The sequence below is a fragment of the Lentzea californiensis genome (assembly GCF_024648825.1).
Taxonomy (GTDB): domain Bacteria; phylum Actinomycetota; class Actinomycetes; order Mycobacteriales; family Pseudonocardiaceae; genus Lentzea; species Lentzea californiensis.
Map to the genome: position 1 here is coordinate 111579 of NZ_JANBBE010000013.1, position 20128 is coordinate 131706.

Annotated in this window: 21 protein-coding genes; 10 read left to right on the forward strand and 11 right to left on the reverse strand. The window is 69.7% G+C overall.

Annotated elements, in window-relative coordinates; translation table 11 throughout:
* Positions 1–54: 54 nt before the first annotated feature.
* The 6 genes from LX88_RS35330 to LX88_RS35355 all read left to right on the forward strand — a co-directional run bounded on the left by LX88_RS35330 (position 55) and on the right by LX88_RS35355 (position 5199).
* Complete coding sequence (locus LX88_RS35330; RefSeq protein WP_258952120.1) at positions 55–234, forward strand: hypothetical protein; 180 nt, start codon at positions 55–57, stop codon at positions 232–234.
* A 278-nt stretch (positions 235–512) separates the two neighbouring features.
* Entirely contained in the window at positions 513–1352 is an 840-nt protein-coding gene (locus LX88_RS35335) for a helix-turn-helix domain-containing protein (protein WP_090066966.1), read from the forward strand.
* 289 nt (positions 1353–1641) lie between these two features.
* The gene (pgsA, locus tag LX88_RS35340) at positions 1642–2244 is read left to right on the forward strand and encodes a phosphatidylinositol phosphate synthase (protein WP_258952121.1); all 603 of its coding nucleotides are present in this window, start codon (positions 1642–1644) and stop codon (positions 2242–2244) included.
* A complete protein-coding gene (locus tag LX88_RS35345) occupies positions 2241–3143 on the forward strand; it encodes a phosphatidylinositol mannoside acyltransferase (protein WP_258952122.1) in 903 nt (300 codons plus the stop codon). Before pgsA ends, LX88_RS35345 begins: the two co-directional genes overlap by 4 nt.
* The gene (locus tag LX88_RS35350; protein WP_258952123.1) at positions 3140–4252 is read left to right on the forward strand and encodes a glycosyltransferase family 4 protein; all 1113 of its coding nucleotides are present in this window, start codon (positions 3140–3142) and stop codon (positions 4250–4252) included. Before LX88_RS35345 ends, LX88_RS35350 begins: the two co-directional genes overlap by 4 nt.
* Positions 4249–5199: an NUDIX hydrolase gene (locus tag LX88_RS35355; protein ID WP_258952124.1), complete on the forward strand. Its 951-nt coding sequence runs from the start codon at positions 4249–4251 to the stop codon at positions 5197–5199. Before LX88_RS35350 ends, LX88_RS35355 begins: the two co-directional genes overlap by 4 nt.
* Here the strand turns inward: LX88_RS35355 and LX88_RS35360 are convergent.
* From LX88_RS35360 to LX88_RS35380, 5 genes are all read right to left on the reverse strand, one after another.
* Complete coding sequence (locus tag LX88_RS35360) at positions 5159–7216, reverse strand: tetratricopeptide repeat protein (protein WP_258952125.1); 2058 nt, start codon at positions 7214–7216, stop codon at positions 5159–5161. The genes LX88_RS35355 and LX88_RS35360 overlap by 41 nt on opposite strands.
* 68 nt (positions 7217–7284) lie before the next feature.
* The gene (locus LX88_RS35365) at positions 7285–8277 is read right to left on the reverse strand and encodes a TIGR03842 family LLM class F420-dependent oxidoreductase (RefSeq protein WP_258952126.1); all 993 of its coding nucleotides are present in this window, start codon (positions 8275–8277) and stop codon (positions 7285–7287) included.
* Positions 8278–8292: 15 nt separating this feature from the next.
* Complete coding sequence (hydA, locus tag LX88_RS35370; protein WP_258952127.1) at positions 8293–9678, reverse strand: dihydropyrimidinase; 1386 nt, start codon at positions 9676–9678, stop codon at positions 8293–8295.
* Positions 9675–10517, reverse strand: coding sequence for a nitrilase-related carbon-nitrogen hydrolase (locus LX88_RS35375; RefSeq protein WP_258952128.1), 843 nt, complete (start codon positions 10515–10517; stop codon positions 9675–9677). Before LX88_RS35375 ends, hydA begins: the two co-directional genes overlap by 4 nt.
* Entirely contained in the window at positions 10514–12022 is a 1509-nt protein-coding gene (locus tag LX88_RS35380; RefSeq protein ID WP_258952129.1) for an NCS1 family nucleobase:cation symporter-1, read from the reverse strand. Before LX88_RS35380 ends, LX88_RS35375 begins: the two co-directional genes overlap by 4 nt.
* 144 nt (positions 12023–12166) lie before the next feature.
* On the opposite strand from LX88_RS35380, the gene LX88_RS35385 reads away from it, so the two are divergent.
* Positions 12167–12868 (forward strand): alpha/beta hydrolase, encoded by a 702-nt coding sequence (locus LX88_RS35385; RefSeq protein ID WP_258952130.1) that lies wholly within the window; start codon positions 12167–12169, stop codon positions 12866–12868.
* On the opposite strand, the gene LX88_RS35390 is transcribed toward LX88_RS35385, so the two are convergent.
* Genes LX88_RS35390 through LX88_RS35400 form a run of 3 tightly spaced genes read right to left on the reverse strand, consistent with a single transcriptional unit; the run spans position 12849 to position 14353 of the window.
* Positions 12849–13352, reverse strand: a complete 504-nt coding sequence (locus tag LX88_RS35390; RefSeq protein WP_258952131.1) for an RDD family protein — start codon at positions 13350–13352, stop codon at positions 12849–12851. The two genes, LX88_RS35385 and LX88_RS35390, sit on opposite strands and share 20 nt — an antisense overlap.
* Before the next feature lie 36 nt (positions 13353–13388).
* Positions 13389–14006 carry a class I SAM-dependent methyltransferase gene (locus tag LX88_RS35395; RefSeq protein WP_258952132.1) on the reverse strand — a complete coding sequence of 206 codons (618 nt, stop codon included), beginning with the start codon at positions 14004–14006 and terminating at the stop codon, positions 13389–13391.
* 17 nt (positions 14007–14023) lie between these two features.
* Positions 14024–14353: a MerR family transcriptional regulator gene (locus tag LX88_RS35400; protein WP_258952133.1), complete on the reverse strand. Its 330-nt coding sequence runs from the start codon at positions 14351–14353 to the stop codon at positions 14024–14026.
* 128 nt (positions 14354–14481) lie between these two features.
* On the opposite strand from LX88_RS35400, the gene LX88_RS35405 reads away from it, so the two are divergent.
* Positions 14482–14934, forward strand: coding sequence for a hypothetical protein (locus LX88_RS35405; RefSeq protein ID WP_258952134.1), 453 nt, complete (start codon positions 14482–14484; stop codon positions 14932–14934).
* A 31-nt stretch (positions 14935–14965) separates the two neighbouring features.
* On the opposite strand, the gene LX88_RS35410 is transcribed toward LX88_RS35405, so the two are convergent.
* On the reverse strand, positions 14966–16558 hold the full coding sequence (locus LX88_RS35410) for a PucR family transcriptional regulator (protein ID WP_258952135.1): 1593 nt from the start codon (positions 16556–16558) through the stop codon (positions 14966–14968).
* 107 nt (positions 16559–16665) lie between these two features.
* Here LX88_RS35410 and LX88_RS35415 point away from each other — a divergent pair, with 107 nt between their 5' ends.
* Together LX88_RS35415 and LX88_RS35420 are read left to right on the forward strand one after the other, a co-directional pair.
* The gene (locus tag LX88_RS35415) at positions 16666–17949 is read left to right on the forward strand and encodes an aspartate aminotransferase family protein (RefSeq protein ID WP_258952136.1); all 1284 of its coding nucleotides are present in this window, start codon (positions 16666–16668) and stop codon (positions 17947–17949) included.
* The gene (locus LX88_RS35420) at positions 17946–19445 is read left to right on the forward strand and encodes a CoA-acylating methylmalonate-semialdehyde dehydrogenase (protein WP_372511484.1); all 1500 of its coding nucleotides are present in this window, start codon (positions 17946–17948) and stop codon (positions 19443–19445) included. Before LX88_RS35415 ends, LX88_RS35420 begins: the two co-directional genes overlap by 4 nt.
* Positions 19446–19545: 100 nt before the next feature.
* Here LX88_RS35420 and LX88_RS35425 read toward each other — a convergent pair whose 3' ends face one another.
* Complete coding sequence (locus LX88_RS35425) at positions 19546–19821, reverse strand: hypothetical protein (protein WP_258952137.1); 276 nt, start codon at positions 19819–19821, stop codon at positions 19546–19548.
* Positions 19822–19920: 99 nt separating this feature from the next.
* Positions 19921–20088 (reverse strand): hypothetical protein, encoded by a 168-nt coding sequence (locus tag LX88_RS35430; RefSeq protein ID WP_258952138.1) that lies wholly within the window; start codon positions 20086–20088, stop codon positions 19921–19923.
* Positions 20089–20128 lie beyond the last annotated feature (40 nt).

Genomic DNA, 20128 nt, shown 5'->3' on the forward strand with positions numbered 1-20128 from the left:
GTTTTGCGGCGTCTATCTGTTGACTTTCGATAGATCGCAAGCGATAGTCGATCTATGTCTCGACTGTTGCTGCCCTTGGTGGGCTGCGTCCTGCTCGTCGCGCTCGGCGTGAGCGCGCTCATGTACGCCCAGTACGACGACGCTCCGGGCCTCGGGCTCATCGCGTTCGTGCTGATTTTCGGTGGCATCGGCCTTGGTGTTCGCGCGGTATTGCGGGCTAAACGGGGCGTTTAGTCGGCGTGCCCGTGATTGAAAGTCGTACTAATTGTTGGACAAAAGAGTGACAAAAACCACTCAGGTTGTCTGCACTGGACAATCAAGGGTGTTTCCATGTGACGTGGAATGGCTTTCGATTGCATCTTTCGGGTGCTTTTCTCCAGTCGATCGAGACGTAACAGCAGCACAAAGCGATTCCAGGTAGGTGAGATCACCCACCTGGAGGTGTCAACTGCGAGTCAAGTCCCCGCCTATGGCCGATCGTCTCACCGTGTGCGAATGGTTACGGTGCGAACATGACCGCACCTGAGCGTTCGCGATTAGCGAGAGAGCGGCTTTCGCGTGAACTACGCCGGTTGCGCACCGAGGCGAAGATGACCGGCACGGCCACCGCCCGTGCCACCGGGATGAGCCAGTCCAAGCTGTCGAAGATCGAGAACGGCATGCTGCTCCCGTCCGTGACGGATGTGGAGCGTCTCGTGGCGGAACTGGCCGCCGCGAGAGAGACGCGCATCGAACTGGTCGAACTCGCCAGGTCGCTGCACGCGGAGGCGGAAACCCGTCGCGTCGTGCTGCACCGAGGAGCGCACCGCCACCAGCAGACGATCAGCCGCGTGGAGGCGCGGGCCGCGACTTCGAGGTTCTTCCAGGTCAACCTGGTGCCCTCGCTGCTGCAGTCCGAGCCCTACCTGCGGACCGTGCTGGGGACGATGCCGCATTCGGAACACGAGGCCGCGGTGGCCGCCCTGCGCACCCGCCGATCCCGGATGGACGACCTGGCGAAGCAGTTCGTGTTCGTGCTCTCCGAAAGCGCGCTGCGCTGGCGGATGGGCTCGGCGGAGCTGATGGCGGAACAGGTGGAACACCTGGCCGCGATCCAGCGCCGCCCGAACGTCCGGCTCGGCGTCGTGCCGTGGTCCGCGGACGCGAACGTGGTCGCTTTGCACGGGTTCCACATCTACGACGAACGTGTCGTGACGGTCAGCGTGCTGACCGGCAACGCCACCATCACCGACCCGCTGGACGTGCGCGAGTACCTCGCGCTGTTCGGGCGGCTGGAGAGGCTGGCGGTGCGAGGGGAGGAGTTGCAGGGGTTGCTGAAGCGCATCGCCGAGGACCACCGCCGGCTCGGGTAGACCGGCTCGGCTGGAGAACGTCCGCTGGACGCTTTCCGGCTGGAGGTCTGCGGCCGGAGTGATTTCCGCGAGGGGGTCAGGCGGGTTGTTCGCGGGTGCTGTCGCTGTGCCGGCGGCGCTCGTCGGCCCGCCTCCCGGCACCGTGGCGGAGGAGCGGGTTCGGACCGCCGCCCGCCTGCGGCACCGCCGCCTCAGCCGCTCGGCCCCGTTTCCGCCGCAGGGGTGTCCCGCGTTCCGCGCTTACCCGCGGAACGCCTGTTTCACCAGTCCAGCTAGGCTGCGACCTGCCATGCTGAACATCTTCGCTCGCGCGTCCGTCTCGCGCGTCACCGACCCGATCGGGGCGTGGCTGCTGGCGCGTGGCCTCACGCCCAACGCCGTGACCGTGGCCGGCACCATCGGTGCCGTCGCGAGCGCTCTGTGGTTCATCCCCCGCGGGCAGCTGTTCGCAGGCTGCGCGCTGGTGGCGTTCTTCGTGCTGCTCGACCTGATCGACGGCGCCATGGCCCGCGCGCAGGGGCCCACGAAGTTCGGTGCCGTGCTCGACGCCACCTGTGACCGCATCGCGGACGGGGCGCTGTTCGCGGCGCTCACCTGGTACGCGTTCGACACCGGCGACCGGTGGACGGCCGCGGCCGGGTTCATCTGCCTGGTGGCCTCGCAGGTCATCTCGTACGTCAAGGCGCGCGCCGACGCGACCGGGCTCTCCGCTGACGGCGGGCTGGCCGAGCGGGCCGAGCGGTTCATCATCGCGCTGCTCGGTGCCGGGGTGCAGGGGCTGGGCGTGCCGCACCTGATGGCCATCTCGCTGTGGCTGCTCGCGGCGATGACGGTCGCCACGGTGCTGCAGCGGATCTTCGCGGTCGCGAAGTCGGCGCGGGAGGCGGCGTGAACCTCGCGACCCTCGGGTACAGCGCCGGGTGGCGGCTGATCCGCCTGTTGCCGGAGTCGTGGGCGCGCGGGTTGTTCCGCGCGGGTGCCGACTACGCGGTGCAGCGCGGTGGCGCGAGCATCGACCAGCTGCGCACGAACCTGCGGCGGGTCGTGCCGCGGGCGGGTGAGGACGAGCTCGACGAACTGGTGCGCGACTCGCTGCGGTCCTACGCGCGGTACTGGCGCGAGGCGTTCCGGTTGCCGTCGATGGACGTGCGCGCCGCCCACGAGAACCGCAGGTTCCAGGTGTCCGGCCAGGAGAACCTCGACGCGGCACTGGCGAACGGCACCGGTGCGATCGCCGCCCTGCCGCACAGCGGCAACTGGGACATGGCGGGCGTCTGGCTCGTCGGCCACTCCGGCACGTTCACGACGGTGGCCGAGCGGCTGAAGCCCGAGTCGCTGTACCGCAAGTTCGTGGAGTTCCGCGAGACGCTGGGCTTCGAGGTGCTGCCGACCAGCGGCGGCGACCGTCCACCCGCGACGGTGCTGGCCGAACGCCTGCGCGCCAACAAGGTCGTGTGCCTGCTGGCGGACCGCGACCTGACGTCGTCCGGCGTGCCCGTGACGTTCTTCGGCGAGCAGACCCTGATGCCCGCGGGCCCGGCACACCTGGCCGCGACGACGGGCGCCGCGCTGCTGCCGGTCGGCTGCTGGTTCACCGAGGACGGCTGGCACTTCCGCATCCACCCGCCGATCAAGGTCAGCACCGTCCAGGCCGCCACGCAGGCCGTCGCGGACGTGTTCGCCGCCGACATCGCCGCGCACCCGGCCGACTGGCACATGCTGCAGCAGCTCTGGCTCGCCGACCTGCCCGAGAAGCGTCGCGCCGCCCTCGCTCGGAGGCTTTCGAGGTGAAGGTCGGCATCGTCTGCCCGTACTCCTTGGACGTGCCGGGGGGAGTGCAGGCGCACGTCGTCGACCTCGCGCGCGCCCTGATCGGCCTGGGGCACGAGGTGAACGTCTTCGCGCCGGCCGACGACGACCAGGCGCTGCCGCCGTTCGTCACGTCCGCCGGCCGCGCGGTCGCCATCCCGTACAACGGTTCGGTGGCACGCCTCAGCTTCGGGCCCGTCTCGTATGCGCGCGTCCGCCGCTGGATCGACGACCACGAGTTCGACGTCCTGCACCTGCACGAACCGACGGCGCCGTCGCTGTCGTTCCTGGCGCTGGTGGTCGCGGACGGCCCGATCGTCGTCACCTTCCACACCTCGACGCCGCGTTCCAAGATGCTGTCGGCGTTCCAGGGCGTGCTGCAGCCGTTCCTGGAGAAGGTCACCGCCCGCATCGCCGTCTCGGCGCTGGCCCGCCGCGTCCAGGTCGAGCACCTCGGTGGTGACGCGGTGGAGATCCCGAACGGCGTCGACGTCGACTTCTTCGCCTCCGCGTCCACTTTGGACGGCTATCCGCGCGCCGGTGGCACCCTCGGTTTCGTCGGCCGCTACGACGAACCGCGCAAGGGCATGCCGATCCTGTGGGAGGCGTTCGGCCTGATCGCCGACGAGTTCCCGGACCTGCGCCTGCTCGTCGTGGGCCGCGGCGAGCACGAGTTCGACGGTCCCTTCGCCGACCGGGTCGACCTGCTGGGTCAGGTCAGCGACGAGGACAAGGCGCGGATGCTGCGTTCCGTGGACGTCTACGTCGCCCCGAACACCGGCGGCGAGTCGTTCGGCATCATCCTGACCGAGGCCATGTCGGCCGGTACCGCGGTCGTGGCCTCGGACCTCGACGCGTTCCGGCGCGTGCTGGACGACGGCAAGGCGGGCGTGCTGTTCCCGGTGGGCGACGCACAGGCGCTGGCCGACGCGCTGCGCCCGGTGCTGCGCGATTCGGCACTGCGCGCCGAGTACGTCGACGTCGCCTCCCAGCGGGTGCAGGCCTTCGACTGGTCCGTGGTGGCCTCGCAGGTGCTGCGCGTGTACGAGACGGCCATCGCCGCCGACCCGCGCCGGGTGAGCGAAGCATGACCACCGCGCTCGTCGTCGTTGTCCTGGCCCTGCTGTTCGCCGCCTGGGTCCTCTCGATCGCGAACCGCCTCGACCGCCTGCACGTCCGCACCGATGCCGCCTGGGCCGCCGTCGACGCCGCCCTGGCCCGCCGGGCCGTCGTGGTCCGCGCACTGCTGAATCCCGAACTCTCCGCAGCCGCGTCGAAAGCCGAGGCTGCCTCGCGCGCCGACCGCGAAGCCGCCGAGAACGAACTCTCCGCCCTGCTGGGCGCGCTGGACCGGTCCGCTGTTGCCACGGCGCTGGCCGCCGAACTGTCCGACGCCGAAGAACGCGTGATGCTCGCCCGCCGCGTGCACAACGACGCCGTGCGCGACACGTTGTTGCTGCGCCGCCGCCGTGTCGTCCGCTGGCTGCGCCTGGCCGGCACGGCGCCGCAGCCGTCGTACTTCGAGATCGCCGAGCCGGTGGCCCCGTCGGACGCTGTAATGATCACGCCCCGGCCGTCCGCACGCGTTGTCCTCACGGACGCCGAAGGCCGCGTGCTGCTCTTCCAGGGCTTCGATCCCGCCCGCCCTCAGGAGCTCTTCTGGTTCACCGTCGGCGGTGGCGTCGAGGAGGGCGAGGAACTGCGGGACACGGCCGTGCGCGAGGCCTTCGAGGAGACGGGGCTCAAGCTCGCGCCGGAGCAGCTGACCGGCCCGATCTGGCGCCGTCGTGCGGTGTTCAGCTTCGACGGCAGGACGTTCGACGCCGAGGAGTGGTTCTTCCACGCCACCGCCGACGGCGACCTGGCCGTCGACACCTCGGGCTTCAACGACGTCGAGGAGACCATCATCTCCGGCCACCGCTGGTGGAGCGCCGAGGAGCTGCGGTCCACAGAGGACACGGTGTACCCGGTGCAGCTGGCCGAACTGCTGCCCGAGCTCACGAAGGACTGGGACGGCCGGACTCGTCCGGTTCGCTGACGCCGCGCCAGTGCTCCAGCTTCTCGCGGGTCGCGCGGACGTCGGGGTGGTGCTCACCGATCACCCTGATCTGGTGCTCCAGCAACTCCTCGAACTCCGCTGCCGCGCCGGCCGGATCACCGGTCAGCGCCCGCCACTGGGCGAGGCTCCACCGGGTCCACAGCGTGCGCGGGTGGTCCGCGCCCAGTACGCGGACCTGGTCCTCCAGCAGGGTTTTCAGCTCGCCGGCCGCGTCGTCCACCTCGCCGGCGTCACCCAGGACGGCGGCGAGGCCGTAGCGCGCCTCCAGAGCGGCGAGATCATCCGGGCCCGAGACTCGCTCCAGGTCCCGCACCAGCGCCTCGAACGACTCCACCGCGCCGTCGTGGTCACCTGTCCTGGCCCGTGCGAACGCGAGGTTGTGGCGGGTGGTCAACGTGCTCGGATGATCCGGGCCGAGCACCCGCACCTGGTCGAGGTGCAGTGCCCGGAACGCTTCGGCCGCCCCGGTCCTGTCACCCGAGACACCGAGCCAGTGGGCGTGGTTGTTGCGCACTCTCAGCGTCTCGACGTGGTCCGGGCCGAAGAGCCGTGTGACGTCGGCGAGCAGGGCACGGAACCCCTCGGCCGCCCCGGTCGCGTCGCCTCCGTTGCCACGCCAGCCGGCGGCGTTGAAGCGGCATGTCAAGGTGTCGAGGTGGTCAGGACCCAGGTACCCGGCAGCGGTGGCCTGGAGATCGTCGAAGTAGCGGACGGCGTCCGCGTGGTACCCGGCCGCGCCGAGGCTCTTGCCCGCGAGGAACAGCACGAAGTGGCCTTCGGGGCGCCACAGGTGCACGCCACCGGCGTCGGCGAGCGCCTGGGCGTTGGCCCGCAACACCTGGCCCAGCAACGGATCCGTCACGACGTCCGGCCACACCTGCTCCAGCGCGTCCGCGGCGGCTTTGACCACCACCCCGGCCCGTTCGCCGGACCACGCCGCGCGGGTGGCGCGCTGCACGAGCGAATGCACCCGCACCTCGCGTGACAGCGCCCCTTCGCTGAAGGTGAGCAGGCTCAGCCGATGCAGGCACCCGAGCCCGTCCCGCGCGCCGGCCTCGTCCACGCCGAGGAAGTCGAGCACCGCCCGCGTCGTGAAGACCGCCACCGGGATCCCGTTGGCGTCCAGCACGCTCGCGACGTCGAGCAGCGGCCGCACCACCCCGGTGCGCGCGAGCCGGTCGGCCTGCTCGACCGCCAGCGACCAGGTCGCCGCACTGGGATCGCGCCGTTCCGGCAGCAGAGCGCGGTACTCCGCGCACGACAGGTGGTCGTCCAGCATGTTCGCCGCGGCCTGGGCCAGCGCCACCGGCATCCCGCCGAGGTCGCGCACCAGCCCGTCGTCGTCCAGCAGCGCGGGCTGATCGGCCAGCGCCGTCCGCAGGTAGGCGATCCCCTCGTCCTCGGTGAACGCCTCGACGGAGACCAGCCGCCGCTGGTGCCCGCGCAGCACGGCGTCGCGGCGCAGCGTGGTGACCACCACCTGGCCACCGGACGGCGGCCACAGCCCGTCGAGGTCGCCGGGCGCCCGCAGGTCGTCCAGCACCACCAGCCACGGTTCGTGCGTGCCCGCCAGCCACTCCAGGAACGTGCGCGCGCCCCGCTCCGGATCGGGGTCGTCGACGCCGAGGACCTTCGCGGCCGCATCGGCGTAGCCGGAGACGATCGCCTCGCGCGACGTCGCCGTGACCCACACCAGCAGGTCGGCCTCACCGGCGGCCCACCGCCGTTCGGCGTGGTCCGCGGCCAGCTGGCTCTTGCCCACCCCCGGCAGTCCGGACAGCACCGTCACCGGAGCGTCGAGGTAGACCGGCCGTTCCTGGAACGCGGCCGCGCGGGGAGGCACCAGGCCGCACCGCAGCGGGAGAGCGGCCCGAGCAGGACCGGGGTGCTGGTGGTGGTGGAAGTCGCCGGTGACCGCGCCGACCTGCAGGACCATTCCGTGCACGTCTCCGTGCACGGTGTTCTCCACGGAGTGGGCGGGCGGCTCGTCAGGCATCAAGATTAGTATCCCCGCAACGCGCACCGGACGTGCCCTCCGCTGTTGCGGGCACGTCCGGCACGCTGCTACACCGCCGGGATGACCGCCGACCCGTACGCGTCGCGCGTCTTGTCCTTCTCGTCGTGCATCAGGTACAGCGCGAAGTTGTCGACGCCGATCTCCTTCAGTTCCTGCAAGCGATCGACGTGCGCCGACTCCGGCCCGACGAGGCAGAAGCGGTCCACGATCGCGTCCGGCACGAAGTCGGTGGAACGGTTGCCCGCCTTGCCGTGGTGGGAGTAGTCGTAGCCCTCGCGGTCCTTGATGTAGTCGGTCAGGGCCTTGGGCACGACCCCCGAATCCCCGTACCGCGCGACGAGGTCCGCGACGTGGTTGCCCACCATGCCGCCGAACCACCGCAGCTGGTCGCGCTGGTGGTCGAGGTCCGTGCCGACGTAGGCCGGTGCCGCCACGCAGATCGTGATCGCCGACGGGTCACGCCCGGCGGCCACCGCGGCCTCGCGGACCGACCCGATCGTCCAGCGGGCGATGTCCGGGTCGGCGGTCTGCAGGATGAAGCCGTCGGCCTGCTCGCCGACCATCTTCAACGCGCGCGGACCGTACGCGGCCATCCACATCTCGAGCTTTCCGTTGCGCACCCACGGGATCTGCACCGGTGTGCCGTGGTGCTCGACCTCCCGGCCCTCCGCCAGTTCCTTGATCACGTGCATCGCGTCGCCCAGTGTCGCGAGCGTCGCGGGCTTCTGGCCGATCACGCGGCGGGCCGAGTCGCCGCGGCCGATGCCGCAGACCGTGCGGTTGCCGAACATGTCGTTCAGCGTCGCGAACAGCGAGGCGGTCACCGACCAGTCGCGGGTCGACGGGTTCGTGACCATCGGGCCGACGACGAGGTCGCGGGTGGCCGACAGCACCTGCGAGTAGATGACGAACGGTTCCTGCCACAGCACGCAGGAGTCGAACGTCCAGCCGTAGCGGAAGCCGCAGTCCTCGGCCGCGCGGAGGCCTTCCACCACGTCCCGCGCCGGCGGGTCGGTCTGCAGCACTACACCGAAGTCCACGGGTGACCGCCTTTCTCAGACGAGGTACTGGTTGAGGTCGCGGGAGACGAAGCGGCCGTGGCCCGTCGAGCCGTGGTACGCGCCGTCCGCGATCACCTTGCGGCCGCGGGAGAACACGGTGTCGACCTTGCCGGTGACCTCGAAGCCCTCGTAGGCCGAGTAGTCCACGGCCATGTGGTGGGTGTCGGCGGAGATCGTCTGGGAGGCCTTGGGGTCGTAGACCACGACGTCCGCGTCGGCTCCCGGTGCGATCACGCCCTTGCGGGGGTACATGCCGAACATGCGCGCGGGAGTCGTGGAGACGATCTCGACCCAGCGTTCGCGGGTGATCTCGCCCTTCACGACGCCCTGGTGCAGCAGGTCGACGCGGTGTTCGACGCCGGGCATGCCGTTGGGGATCTTGGAGAAGTCGCCGACGCCGAGCTGCTTCTGGTCCTTGAAGCAGAACGGGCAGTGGTCGGTGCTCACCACCGAGAGGTCGTTGGTGCGCAGCCCGCGCCACAGCGACGACTGGTGCTCCTTGGGCCGCAACGGAGGCGACGCCACGTACTTCGCGCCCTCGAAGCCGGGCCGGGCCAGGTCCTCCAGCGAGAGGTACAGGTACTGCGGGCACGTCTCGGCGAACACGTTCTGGCCCGTGTCCCGCGCCGCCGTCACGGCGTCGAGTGCCTGCGAGGCCGACAGGTGCACGACGTACAGCGGGGAACCGGTCACCTTCGCGAGCTGGATCGCGCGGGAGGTGGCTTCACCCTCCAGCTCCGGCGGCCGGGTCAGGCCGTGCTGCACCGGGTCGCCCAGCCCCGAGGCCAGCGCCTGCGCGACGAGCTGGTCGATCGCGATGCCGTTCTCCGCGTGCATCATGATCGTGGCGCCGGTCTCGCGCGCCTTCTGCATGGCGCGCAGGATCTCGCCGTCCGTCGCGTAGAAGACGCCGGGGTAGGCCATGAACATCTTGAAGCTGTTCACGCCCGCCGCGATGCACGAGTCCATCTCCTTGAGCGACTCGTCGGTCACGTCGGAGATGATCATGTGGAAGCCGTAGTCGACCGCGCAGTTGCCGTCCGCCTTGCTGTGCCACTTGTCCAGTGTGGACAGCAGGCTGCTTCCCTTGGGCTGCACCGCGAAGTCGACGATCGTGGTGGTGCCGCCCCACGCCGCCGCGGTCGTGCCGGTCTCGAAGGTGTCCGCGGACTGGGTGCCGCCGAACGGCATCTCCATGTGCGTGTGCGCGTCGATGCCGCCCGGGATCACGTACTTCCCGGCCGCGTCGATGACCTCGTCGGCCTGGACGGAGAAACCGGGCGTGACGAGCGCGGCGATGTGCTCGCCGTCGATCAGCACGTCGGCGGCGTGCGAGCCGGTCGCGTTGATGACCAGGCCGTTGCGGATCAGAGTGCTCACGGGGTCACCAGGCCCTCGTAGGTGTCGGGGCGGCGGTCGCGGTAGAACGCCCACGTGTCCCGGACCTCGGTCAGCAGGTCCAGGTCGAGGTCGCGCACCACGAGCTCTTCCTCGGTGTCGGACGCCGCGTCGCCGACGAGCTGGCCGCGCGGTGAGACGAAGTACGTCTGGCCGTAGAACTCGTTGTCACCCAGCGGTTCCACGCCCACGCGGTTGATCGCGCCGACGAAGTACTCGTTCGCGACGGCCGCGGCGGGCTGCTCCAGCTTCCACAGGTACTCGCTCAGCGAACGCGAGGTCGCGGACGGGTTGAACACGATCTTCGCGCCCGCCAGGCCGAGTGCGCGCCAGCCCTCGGGGAAGTGGCGTTCGTAGCAGATGTAGACGCCGATCCGCCCGACCGCCGTGTCGAACACGGGATAACCGAGGTTGCCGGGCTTGAAGTAGAACTTCTCCCAGAACCCCTTCACCTGCGGGATGTGGTTCTTGCGGTACTTGCCGAGGTACGTGCCGTCCGCGTCGATCACCGCGGCGGTGTTGTAGTAGACGCCCGGCTGTTCCACCTCGTACATCGGCACGATCAGCACGATGTTGTTCTGCGCGGCGACTTCCTGCATCAGCGCCGTCGTCGGGCCGTCCGGGATCGACTCGGTGTAGGAGTAGTAGTCCGCGTCCTGGATCTGGCAGAAGTACGGCCCGTAGAAGAGCTCCTGCAGGCACAGCACCTGCGCGCCCTGGGAGGCGGCAGCGCGGATGTGATCGACCGCGTTCGCGATCATCGACTCCTTGTCGCCCGTCCACTTCTGCTGGACGAGCGCCGCCCGGATGATGTTGCTCACCTGGTCGTCTCCTTTGCCGTGGTGTCCTTCAGAGCGAGGAAGACCAGGAAGCCGGCCGCGAAGCCGACGACCCAGTTGTAGTCGTAGAGGGGCTTGAGGAACGGGATGAGCCCGTCCACCGGGAACGGCCCTCCGTGGGCGCCGCCGACCGCGAGCACCGAGCCCACGAGCGTCGCCAGCACGGCACGCCAGTTCCAGCCGCCGTTGAACCAGTACGCGCCCCTGCCGTCGAGGTAGAGGTCGGTGAGCTCCAGGTGCGTCTTCTTGATCACCCAGTACCCGGCGACGAACACGCCGGCCACCGAGGCCAGCAGACCGCCGTAGAACCCGAGCCACGCGAAGATGTAGATGTTCGGGTCGGAGATCAGCCGCCACGGCTGGATCACGATGCCGATGACACCGGTGATCAGGCCGCCGATCGCGAACGTGATCTTGCGCGGGAAGGCGTTCGAGAAGTCGTACGACGGGCTGACGACGTTCGCCGCGAGGTTCGCCGAGATCGTGGCCAGCACCAGCGACACCAGCGCGATGATCACCAGGAACGTGTTGTCGAAGCGGGACGCGAGGTCCGCCGGGTCCCAGATCGCCTCGCCGTACAGGGCCTGCGCGCCCGACGTCGTCAGGATCGCGACGATGGCGATGAACGACATGGTGGTCGGCAGGCCGAGGAGCTGCCCGATCGCCTGTTTCTTCTGGCTGCCGCCGAACCGCGTGAAGTCCGGCATGTTCAGCGACAGCGTCGACCAGAACGCGATCATGCCCATCAGCGCGGGGAAGAAGACCTTCCAGAAGTCCGGGCCCCAGCCGAGCTTGCTGGGCGTCTCGAGGATCGGCCCGAAGCCGCCCGCCTTCACCAGCACGTAGCCCAGCAGGATCAGGAACCCGATGCTGACCAGCGGCGCCGTCCAGTTCTCGAACCGCCGGATCGCCTCCATGCCGCGCCAGATCACCAGCATCTGCACGACCCAGAAACCGAAGAAGCACAACCACAACGTCCAGGGCTGGCCGCCGATCTGCGACGCCTTGGTCCAGCCCTCGCCGGTCAGCCGCCCGATGATCACGTGCAGCGCCTTGCCGCCCACCCACGTCTGGATGCCGAACCAGGCGCAGGCGATGAACGCGCGCAGCAACGCCACCAGGTTGGCGCCGCGGATGCCGTAGAAGGCGCGGGCGAACACGGGGAACGGGATCCCGTACTTCGTGCCCGCGTGGCTGTTGAGCAGCATGGGGACCAGCACGATCAGGTTGCCCAGGGTGATCGTGACGAAGGCCTGCACCCAGTCCATGCCGATCGCGATCAACGACGCCGCGAGCGTGTAACTGGGGATGTTGTGCGCCATGCCCATCCACAGCGCGAAGAAGTTGTACGTCGTCCATGTCCGCTGCTCGACGGGCACGGGCGCGAGCTCGGGGTTGTAGAACCTGCTGTCCTTGATGGGACCTGCGTCGCTCAGTTCGACGCGGCCATCAGGTGTGACCTGGGGCGGTGAGGACTCGACTGCCATCGTTCAACCCCCTGTTACGCTGCTGAAACAACGCCAACCCGGTCGGATTCCATCCCGGAATCCTGGGTCCGCCGCCGCAGGTGTGGCAGTGTCAGAGTGTCCACGCTTGTCATGATCGGCGCACATTGTGTTCCACTGGCGGCCATGGGGATCTCGCGGCGCGCCGTCCTGCTCGGCGGCGCCGGCCTGGTGGGAGCAGCGGGGACGTACGGCGCCCTGACGCCGCGGGGCCGTCGTCTGCTCGGCTGGACAGGCCCCGGCGGCGTGGTGCCGTCCGCCGAACCTGTACCCGTTCAGCCCATGCCGTGGGGTGCGTGGATGGGTGCGGCCGGGCCGGCGGTGCTCGTGCTGCACGGCCGCGGCGGCAGCGTCGCGTGGTGGGAGGAGCTCGGGCTGCCCCGGTTCCTGAACGGGTGCGGGTTCCGGTGCGCTGTGGTCAACGGTGGCGACGACTACTGGGTGGGGTTCGACCCGCCCGTGCCGTTCGAGGCCGCTCTCGGTGTGTCGATGGGCGGGTTCGGAGTGCTCGACATCGCTTCTCGCCGGTTTTTGAAGGCCGTTGCGGCCGTGAGTCCGGCGTTGTTCCCGTCGTGGGAGGACGCCGAGCGAATCGACGGGTTCGCGTCGCGTGAGGTCTGGGAGGCGCACGAACCGTTGCGGCACAAGGCGGCCATCAAGTCACCGGTCGGCGTGTGGTGCGGCCGGGAGGATCCGTTCCACGATCCCGCTCGGGACCTGGCGGCCGCTGTCGGGGCTATCGGTTCGTTCGAACACGGCGAGCACGACATCGGTTATTGGCGGCGCGTGCTGCCGGACGCGTTGAGGTTCATCGGGCAGCGACTTTGAGCCGCACCACGGCCGTGCCCGCCTTGCGGTCGTGCCAGGTCCTCGTGCCACGCAGGTCGAGTGCCTCCACGACGGACAGCACCAGCAGCACGAACCCACCCACGAGCAGCAACGACGAAAGCCATCCCGCCGACCCCGGGCCGACGTGCTCACCGACGACGACCCACGGCTGCTGCCAGCCGAGGCCCGCCATCAACGCCGGCTCCCGCCAGCCCAGCCCGGTCAGCACGAGCACCACGCCCGCGCCCGGCAGCGCGGTCGTGACGAGCGTGCGCGCCAGCGCCCTTCTGAGGTTCAGGCCGGACGCCGGGCCCACGACCCGCAGCCCCGTCAGGACCTTGCCGAGGGTGTTCAGCCGGAGCAGCAGAGCGTCGTAGACCGCCGCGCAGAGCACCACCAGCACGGGTTCGTGGACCAACGGCCAGGCCACGACCAGCACCAGGAGCCAGTCGAGCAGTCGGGCGATCAGCCGGCGAACGAGCATGATTCACGCTAAGCGGCGGAAGTCCGTCATAAGTGGTCAGTTCATGGCCAGTTGCCGCACGAACTCGGCGACCCACCTGCCGTTGTCACGCCTGACGGAACGCGGCCTCAGCCCGTCACCCGCGAACGCCTCGACCTCCGCGGGCGTGAGCGGCCACGGAGGACCGTCCGGCTCGGGACCCTCGTCGCGCGCCACGGCGAGCACCAGCAGCGTCGAGCCGGTCAGCGCCGAGACCCGCGCGGTCGCCTCGGCGTGCAGGGCGACGGGCAGCGCCTGCACCGTCATGTTCTCCACCACGAGGTCGAACGCGCGGTGCCACTCGGCGGGCGGGTCCAGCAGGTCGGCGACCACGTAGGAGACGGAGGACTCCGGGTAGCGCTTCCGGACCGCGGTCACGGCGGTGGGGGAGATGTCGAACGCGGTCACCTCGAAGCCCAGCGAGGCCAGGAACTCCGAGTCGCGGCCGTAACCGCAGCCCACGACCAGAGCGCGCTGACCGGTGCCGTCGAGGCCGTCGGCCCATTCGACGAGGTGCGGTTGCGGGTTCGGGATGTCCCACGGGACGGATGCCTTGCCGGCTTCGGCCTCGGCGTAGAGGTCCTCGAACCAGCCGGTCGGGTTGGCGGCCTGCAGACGGCGGTCATCGGGAAGCATGACCCACTTCTACCGAACTACCGCGCGGCGCGCGCCCGAGTTACGTACTCCACCAGACCGTCGTCGGCCATGTGCTGCCGCAGTTGCCGCACGGTCAAAGAAGCCGGCTGGGTCTCGAAGGGCGGTCGCAGGGAGTCCGAACGGGACAGTGCCGGCCGCACCTCCTCCAGCGGTAGAACGAAGTGACGCAGCGATCTCACCTGATAGAGGTGTCGGATGCCGTCCGATGTGTACTGGCGGTGACCGGAGGGCGTGCGCTCGGAAGCGGCCACCAGGCAGGTTTCGTCGTGGTGGTGCAGGGTGCGGACGCTCGCTTTGGCCAGGTCACCGATGCTCCAACGGGTCACGCCAGGACCGTAGGACCTCCCGTGGCGGGAGGTTCAAGCCCTGAACACCCGATCGAGCGGGTTAATTCGCGAACCGAACGCGCCGATGAAATTGAAGATCGGTCCCCAAAACCAGATTGAGGAAAACTGTGTCTCGTTCCGGACTGTTCCGTGCCGCCGCCCTGCTCGCCGCCAGCGCCGCCCCGCTTCTCGCGGGTTCCGCCAGCGCCGCCGAGCTGCCGCAGCTGGGCTCCGCTCTTCCCGAGGTCGGCGCGGACAAGCTGGTCTCCGGCGTCACCCAGCTCGCCAACCCGCTCGACGCCGCCAGCGCGGTCCAGCTGCCGAACGTCGGCGCGCCCGTGGCCTCCGACCTGCCGGTTCCCGCACTTCCCGCCGTGCCGGCCGTCGCGCAGGAGCGCTCGCTTCCCCAGCCCATCGCGGCCCAGGTCGGCGAGGTCGCCGGGCTGCCGGACCCGCGCGAGCTGCCGGGCACCGCGAACGTCGGCAACCTGCCGTCGCCGTCGCTGTCCGGTCTGACGACCGACAACGTCGTGCAGAGCCCGGCCGTCCTCTCGGGCACCTTCCCGACGATCAACGGCTGAGTTCACACGTCGAAAATGGGCCCGTGCGCGCTCACGGGCCCATTTCGTGCACCAGCAGGGCGACGTACAGGGACAGGACGGACTCCGGGTCCTCCAGCGAGACGCCGAGAACCTGCTCGATCCGGCCCAGCTGCTGGTAGTACGCCGTCCGGGACAGGTGGGCCGCCGCCGCGGCCGCCGACTTGTTGCCGCCGTTCTCGCACAGGCACCGCAGCAGCTCCACCAGCCGGGAGCCCTGGGCCGAGTCCCGTGCCAGCAACGGCCCGAGCTCGCGGTCCGCGAACGCCCGCACCCGTTCGTCCTCGCGCAGCAGGTGCAGGAGCCCGCGCAGCCGCACGTCGTCGAGCCGGTGGTAGAGCTGGGATCCCGGTGCCCGCAACGCGGCCCCGGCCACGTGCGCGGCCTCACCCAGAGAGCGGCGAACGTCCGATGTGGACGTCACGGTCGTGCCGACGGCGATGACCACGGAGAACGCCGCCGTCCGGTGGACCTCGCGGGCTACCTTGCGCAGAACGCCTTCCACGCCGACGGTCATCGGCACCGACAGCAGCGCGCGCACCGAGGTGTCGTCCACGACGCCGACCAGCGCCGCGACGGTGACCCGGCGGGCCGCCAGCGCCGTCGCTTCCGCGAGATCGCGCAGCACCTCCTGAGCGGCGAGCGTCTGCCCCTGCAGCATCGACACCGGCCGGACCGCGACGCCGATCAGCTGCCGCCGTTCCAGTGGCACCCCCAGCGCTGCCGCCCGCGCGCCCAGGTCCGGTGACTGCGGTGCCTGACCGAGCAGCTGGGCCAGCAACGTCCGGTGCGTCTGCCGTTCCAGCGACTCCCGGTCGCGCGCCACGAGCCGATGCACCGCCAACGCGGACGCGGCGCGTTCGGCCACCACGACGTGCCGGTGCGGCGGGGGCTCTGGCGAGACCATCACGAGCCGGCCCCAGTCCGCGCCGCGCGCCCCGACGATCGTGATCAGCCAGCCCGACTCGGTGTCGTAGGCGGTCCGCTCGGTCACCGTGACGGCCCGCGAGCGCGCCGCCCAGTCGTCCAGCAGCGTCACCGGGTCGTGCCCGGCGGCGTCGTAGGCGAGCACGTCGTGGCCGAGCGTCTCCAGCACGACCGCCAGCCCGGACGTCCGCGCCACCTCGCGCAGCACCTCGGACGGTTCGGCGCCCGCGACCGTCAGCGCCGTGAACGTCTCGTGCACCTGCTCCGCGGCCCGCAGCTCGGCCAGCTGGGCGTCCACGATCAACCCCACGACGGCCTCGGTCACGGCCACGTACTTGGTCTCCTCGGTGAGCGTGACCAGCGGCAACCCGTGCCGTTCCGCAGCGGTGACGAGCGCGCCCGGCACGTCGTCGCGCCACCGCCGTCCCAGCTCGACGACCAGGCCCGCGCACCCGACGGCGGCCAGCTCCTCGACGTACCGGGCGAGGCCGGACTCGGGCAGCATCACGCCGGTCGTGAGCACCAGCTCACCGCCGCGCAGCAGCGGCGCGATGTCTGCGATCTCTGCCACATGCACCCACCGCACGCGACGGCTGAGACCGGCCGATCCCGCCACCAGACGCGGCTTTCCCTGCCGGATCACCGGCAGAGCGACGACTTCGGCGACCGTCGGGTACATGGACACAACGTAATGCCAACCAGCCGATCCGGGTACAGGTTGTGCATGGCGGCGCACCCGGCGCGCCAGCAGACTCCGAGGCAGGCGTCAGACCCCTGGAGGACGAGATGGCCCACAAGGAGCTGCTGGCACGACACCGCGCGGTCATGCCGAAGTGGCTGGCCCTCTACTACGACGAGCCCATCGAGATCGCGAGCGCCGGCGGGCGCCGGGTGACCGACCGCGAGGGCACGACCTACCTGGACTTCTTCGCCGGCATCCTGACCAACGCCATCGGCTACGACGTCGCGGAGATCAGCGACGCGATCCGGTCGCAGCTCGACACCGGCGTCCTGCACAGCTCCACGCTCTACCTGATCAAGTCGCAGGTCGAGCTGGCCGAGAAGATCGCGGAACTGAGCGGCATCCCGGACGCCAAGGTGTTCTTCACCAACTCGGGCACCGAGGCCAACGAGACCGCGTTGATGCTCGCCACCCAGGCACGCCGCAGCGAGCAGGTCCTGGCGCTGCGCAACAGCTACCACGGCCGTGCGTTCGCCACGGTCGCCATCACGGGCAACCGCGGCTGGTCGGCGTCCGCGCTGTCGCCGATCAAGGTCAGCTGGGTGCACGGCGGGTACCGCTACCGCTCGCCGTTCAGGGCGATGGACGACAAGGACTACATCAGGGCCTGCGTCGAGGACCTGCGCGAGATCATCGAGACCACGACGTCCGGCGACGTCGCGTGCATGATCGCCGAGCCGATCCAGGGCGTCGGCGGCTTCACGTCCCCGCCCGACGGTCTGTTCCGCGCGTTCAAGGACGTGCTCGACGAGTACGGCATTCTCTTCATCTCCGACGAGGTGCAGACCGGCTGGGGCCGCACCGGCGAGCACTTCTGGGGCATCCAGGCGCACGACGTGGTGCCGGACGCGATGACGTTCGCCAAGGGCCTCGGCAACGGCCTGGCGATAGGCGGCGTCGTGGCCCGCGGCGACCTGATGGACACGATCAACGCCAACTCGATCTCCACGTTCGGCGGCAACCCGGTCTCCACGGCCGGCGCGCTCGCCACCGTCGACTACCTGCTGAGCCACGACCTGCAGGCCAACGCGGCCAAGCTCGGCTCGCGGCTGCTCGGCGGCCTGCGCGAACTGGCCGAGAAGCACCCGGTCATCGGTGACGTGCGAGGCAAGGGCCTGATGGTCGGCGTCGAGTTCGTCGGCCCCGAGGGCGAACCGAACGCCGGTGCCGCCGGTGTCGTCCTGGCCGAGGCGAAGGCGCGCGGCTTGCTCGTCGGCAAGGGCGGCCTGTACGGCAACGTGATCCGCCTGGCTCCGCCGATGACCCTGACCGAGGACGAACTCGAAGAAGCTCTCGGGATTCTTGCTCAGGCGGTGGAGCGCGCGTGATCAACGCCCAGAAGTGGATCAAACACCGCATCGGCGGCAAGCCCTGGGACGACGCCCCGGAACGCCTCGGCGACGTCTACGACCCGACGACCGGCAAGGTGGCCCAGCAGGTCGCCTACGCCTCGGTGTCCGAAGTGGACGCCGCCGTCGACGCCGCCGCGGAAGCGTTTGCGTCCTGGCGCAACGCGTCCCTGGCACAGCGCTCGACGGTGATGTTCAAGTTCCGCGAGCTGCTGAACGACCGCAAGGGCGACCTCGCGGAGATCGTCTCGGCGGAGCACGGCAAGGTCGTGTCCGACGCGGGCGGCGAGATCCAGCGGGCGCTGGAGTCGGTCGAGTACGCGTGCGGCATCCCGACCCTGCTCAAGGGCGGGTTCAGCGAGAACGCGTCGACCCGCGTCGACGTCTACTCGATCCAGCAACCCGTCGGCGTGGTCGGCGTGATCTCGCCGTTCAACTTCCCTGCGATGGTCCCGCTGTGGTTCGTGCCGACCGCAATCGCTTGCGGCAACACCGTGGTGCTGAAACCGTCCGAAAAGGACCCGTCGGCGGCGAACTTCATCGCCGAGATGTTCGCCGAGGCCGGGCTCCCGGACGGCGTCCTGAACGTCGTGCACGGCGACAAGGTGGCCGTCGACAGGCTCCTGGAACATCCGGCGGTCAAGGCGATCTCGTTCGTCGGCTCCACCCCGATCGCCCGCTACATCTACGAGACCGGCACCGCGCACGGCAAGCGCGTGCAGGCGCTCGGCGGCGCCAAGAACCACATGGTCGTCCTGCCCGACGCCGACCTCGACCTGGCCGCGGACGCCGCCGTCTCCGCCGGCTTCGGCTCGGCCGGAGAACGGTGCATGGCGATCTCGGTCGTGGTGGCCGTCGGCGAGGTGGGCGACTCGCTGGTCGACAGGATCAAGTCGCGGATCGCCGAGGTGAAGGTCGGCGCCGGCGCGTCCTGCGAGATGGGACCGCTGGTCACCGGCGTCCATCGGGACAAGGTCACGTCCTACCTGGACGCCGGCGTCTCCCAGGGCGCCGTGCTCGCGGTCGACGGCCGAGACCACCCGATCGACGGCGACGAGGGCGGGTTCTGGCTCGGCCCGACGCTGTTCGACCACGTCGGCACCGACATGACGATCTACACCGACGAGATCTTCGGCCCGGTCCTCTCGGTCGTCCGCTGCGGCACCTACGAGGAGGCCGTCGAGGTGGTGAACAGCAACCGGTACGGCAACGGCACCGCGATCTTCACCAACGACGGTGGCGCGGCCCGCCGGTTCCAGAGCGAGATCGAGGTCGGCATGGTCGGCGTGAACGTGCCGATTCCCGTGCCGGTGGCCTACTACTCGTTCGGTGGCTGGAAGGAATCGCTGTTCGGCGACTCGCATGCGTACGGGCCGCACGGCGTGCATTTCTTCACGCGCTCGAAGGTGGTCACCTCGCGGTGGCTCGACCCGTCGCACGGTGGCGTGAACCTGGGGTTCCCGCAGAACACCTAGCGGTCGCCGAAAAACACCTCTGCGGTGGTGGGTGGATATTGTTTCGCCCACCACCGCAGTTGTATTTCTACCCGGCAAAGAATTCCTATAGTCGCTGCTCTCACGTGTTGCGGATCTCGCGGCGTCGAATGATCACGGTGCCGTCTCCGGTGTTCATCGCACGCCACGGCGACTTCGGCTTGCCGCGGGCCAGCCAGATGCCGAGCACGATCGGCCACACGAACATCGTGGCCATCTGGAGCAGAAACCACGGCAGGCTCATCAGGATCGTGAGCAGGGACAACCGGCCCCGCTGGCCGATGCCGGCGCGTGATCGGCCGACGCCCGCCGAGACGAGCATGCCGATGAAGTAGGTGATCCCGAATGTGGCTCCCATGCCGTCCTGGCCTTTCCTGACAAACTCTCGTGTCCGTGTGTGAGAGTCCATCGGGAACACCGGTGAGGCGTTACCTTCCGGCGCGCGACCCTGCCGGATTCACTCGTTCGGCTCACTTGGCCGGAAGCCACCGAGTCTCGGCGGATTCGTGGGCGTCGACGCCTCCGGAAGCCCTTCGGAGAGCGGAATCTGCTGGTCGACCACCTTCTTCTGGCTGCGCAGCTCGTCGGCGAATTCGAAATCGTCGCCCGCGGTTTGCTCATTCATGGTCTACTCTCCTCTGCGGTCGGGGGCCCAGGTTCGCAAC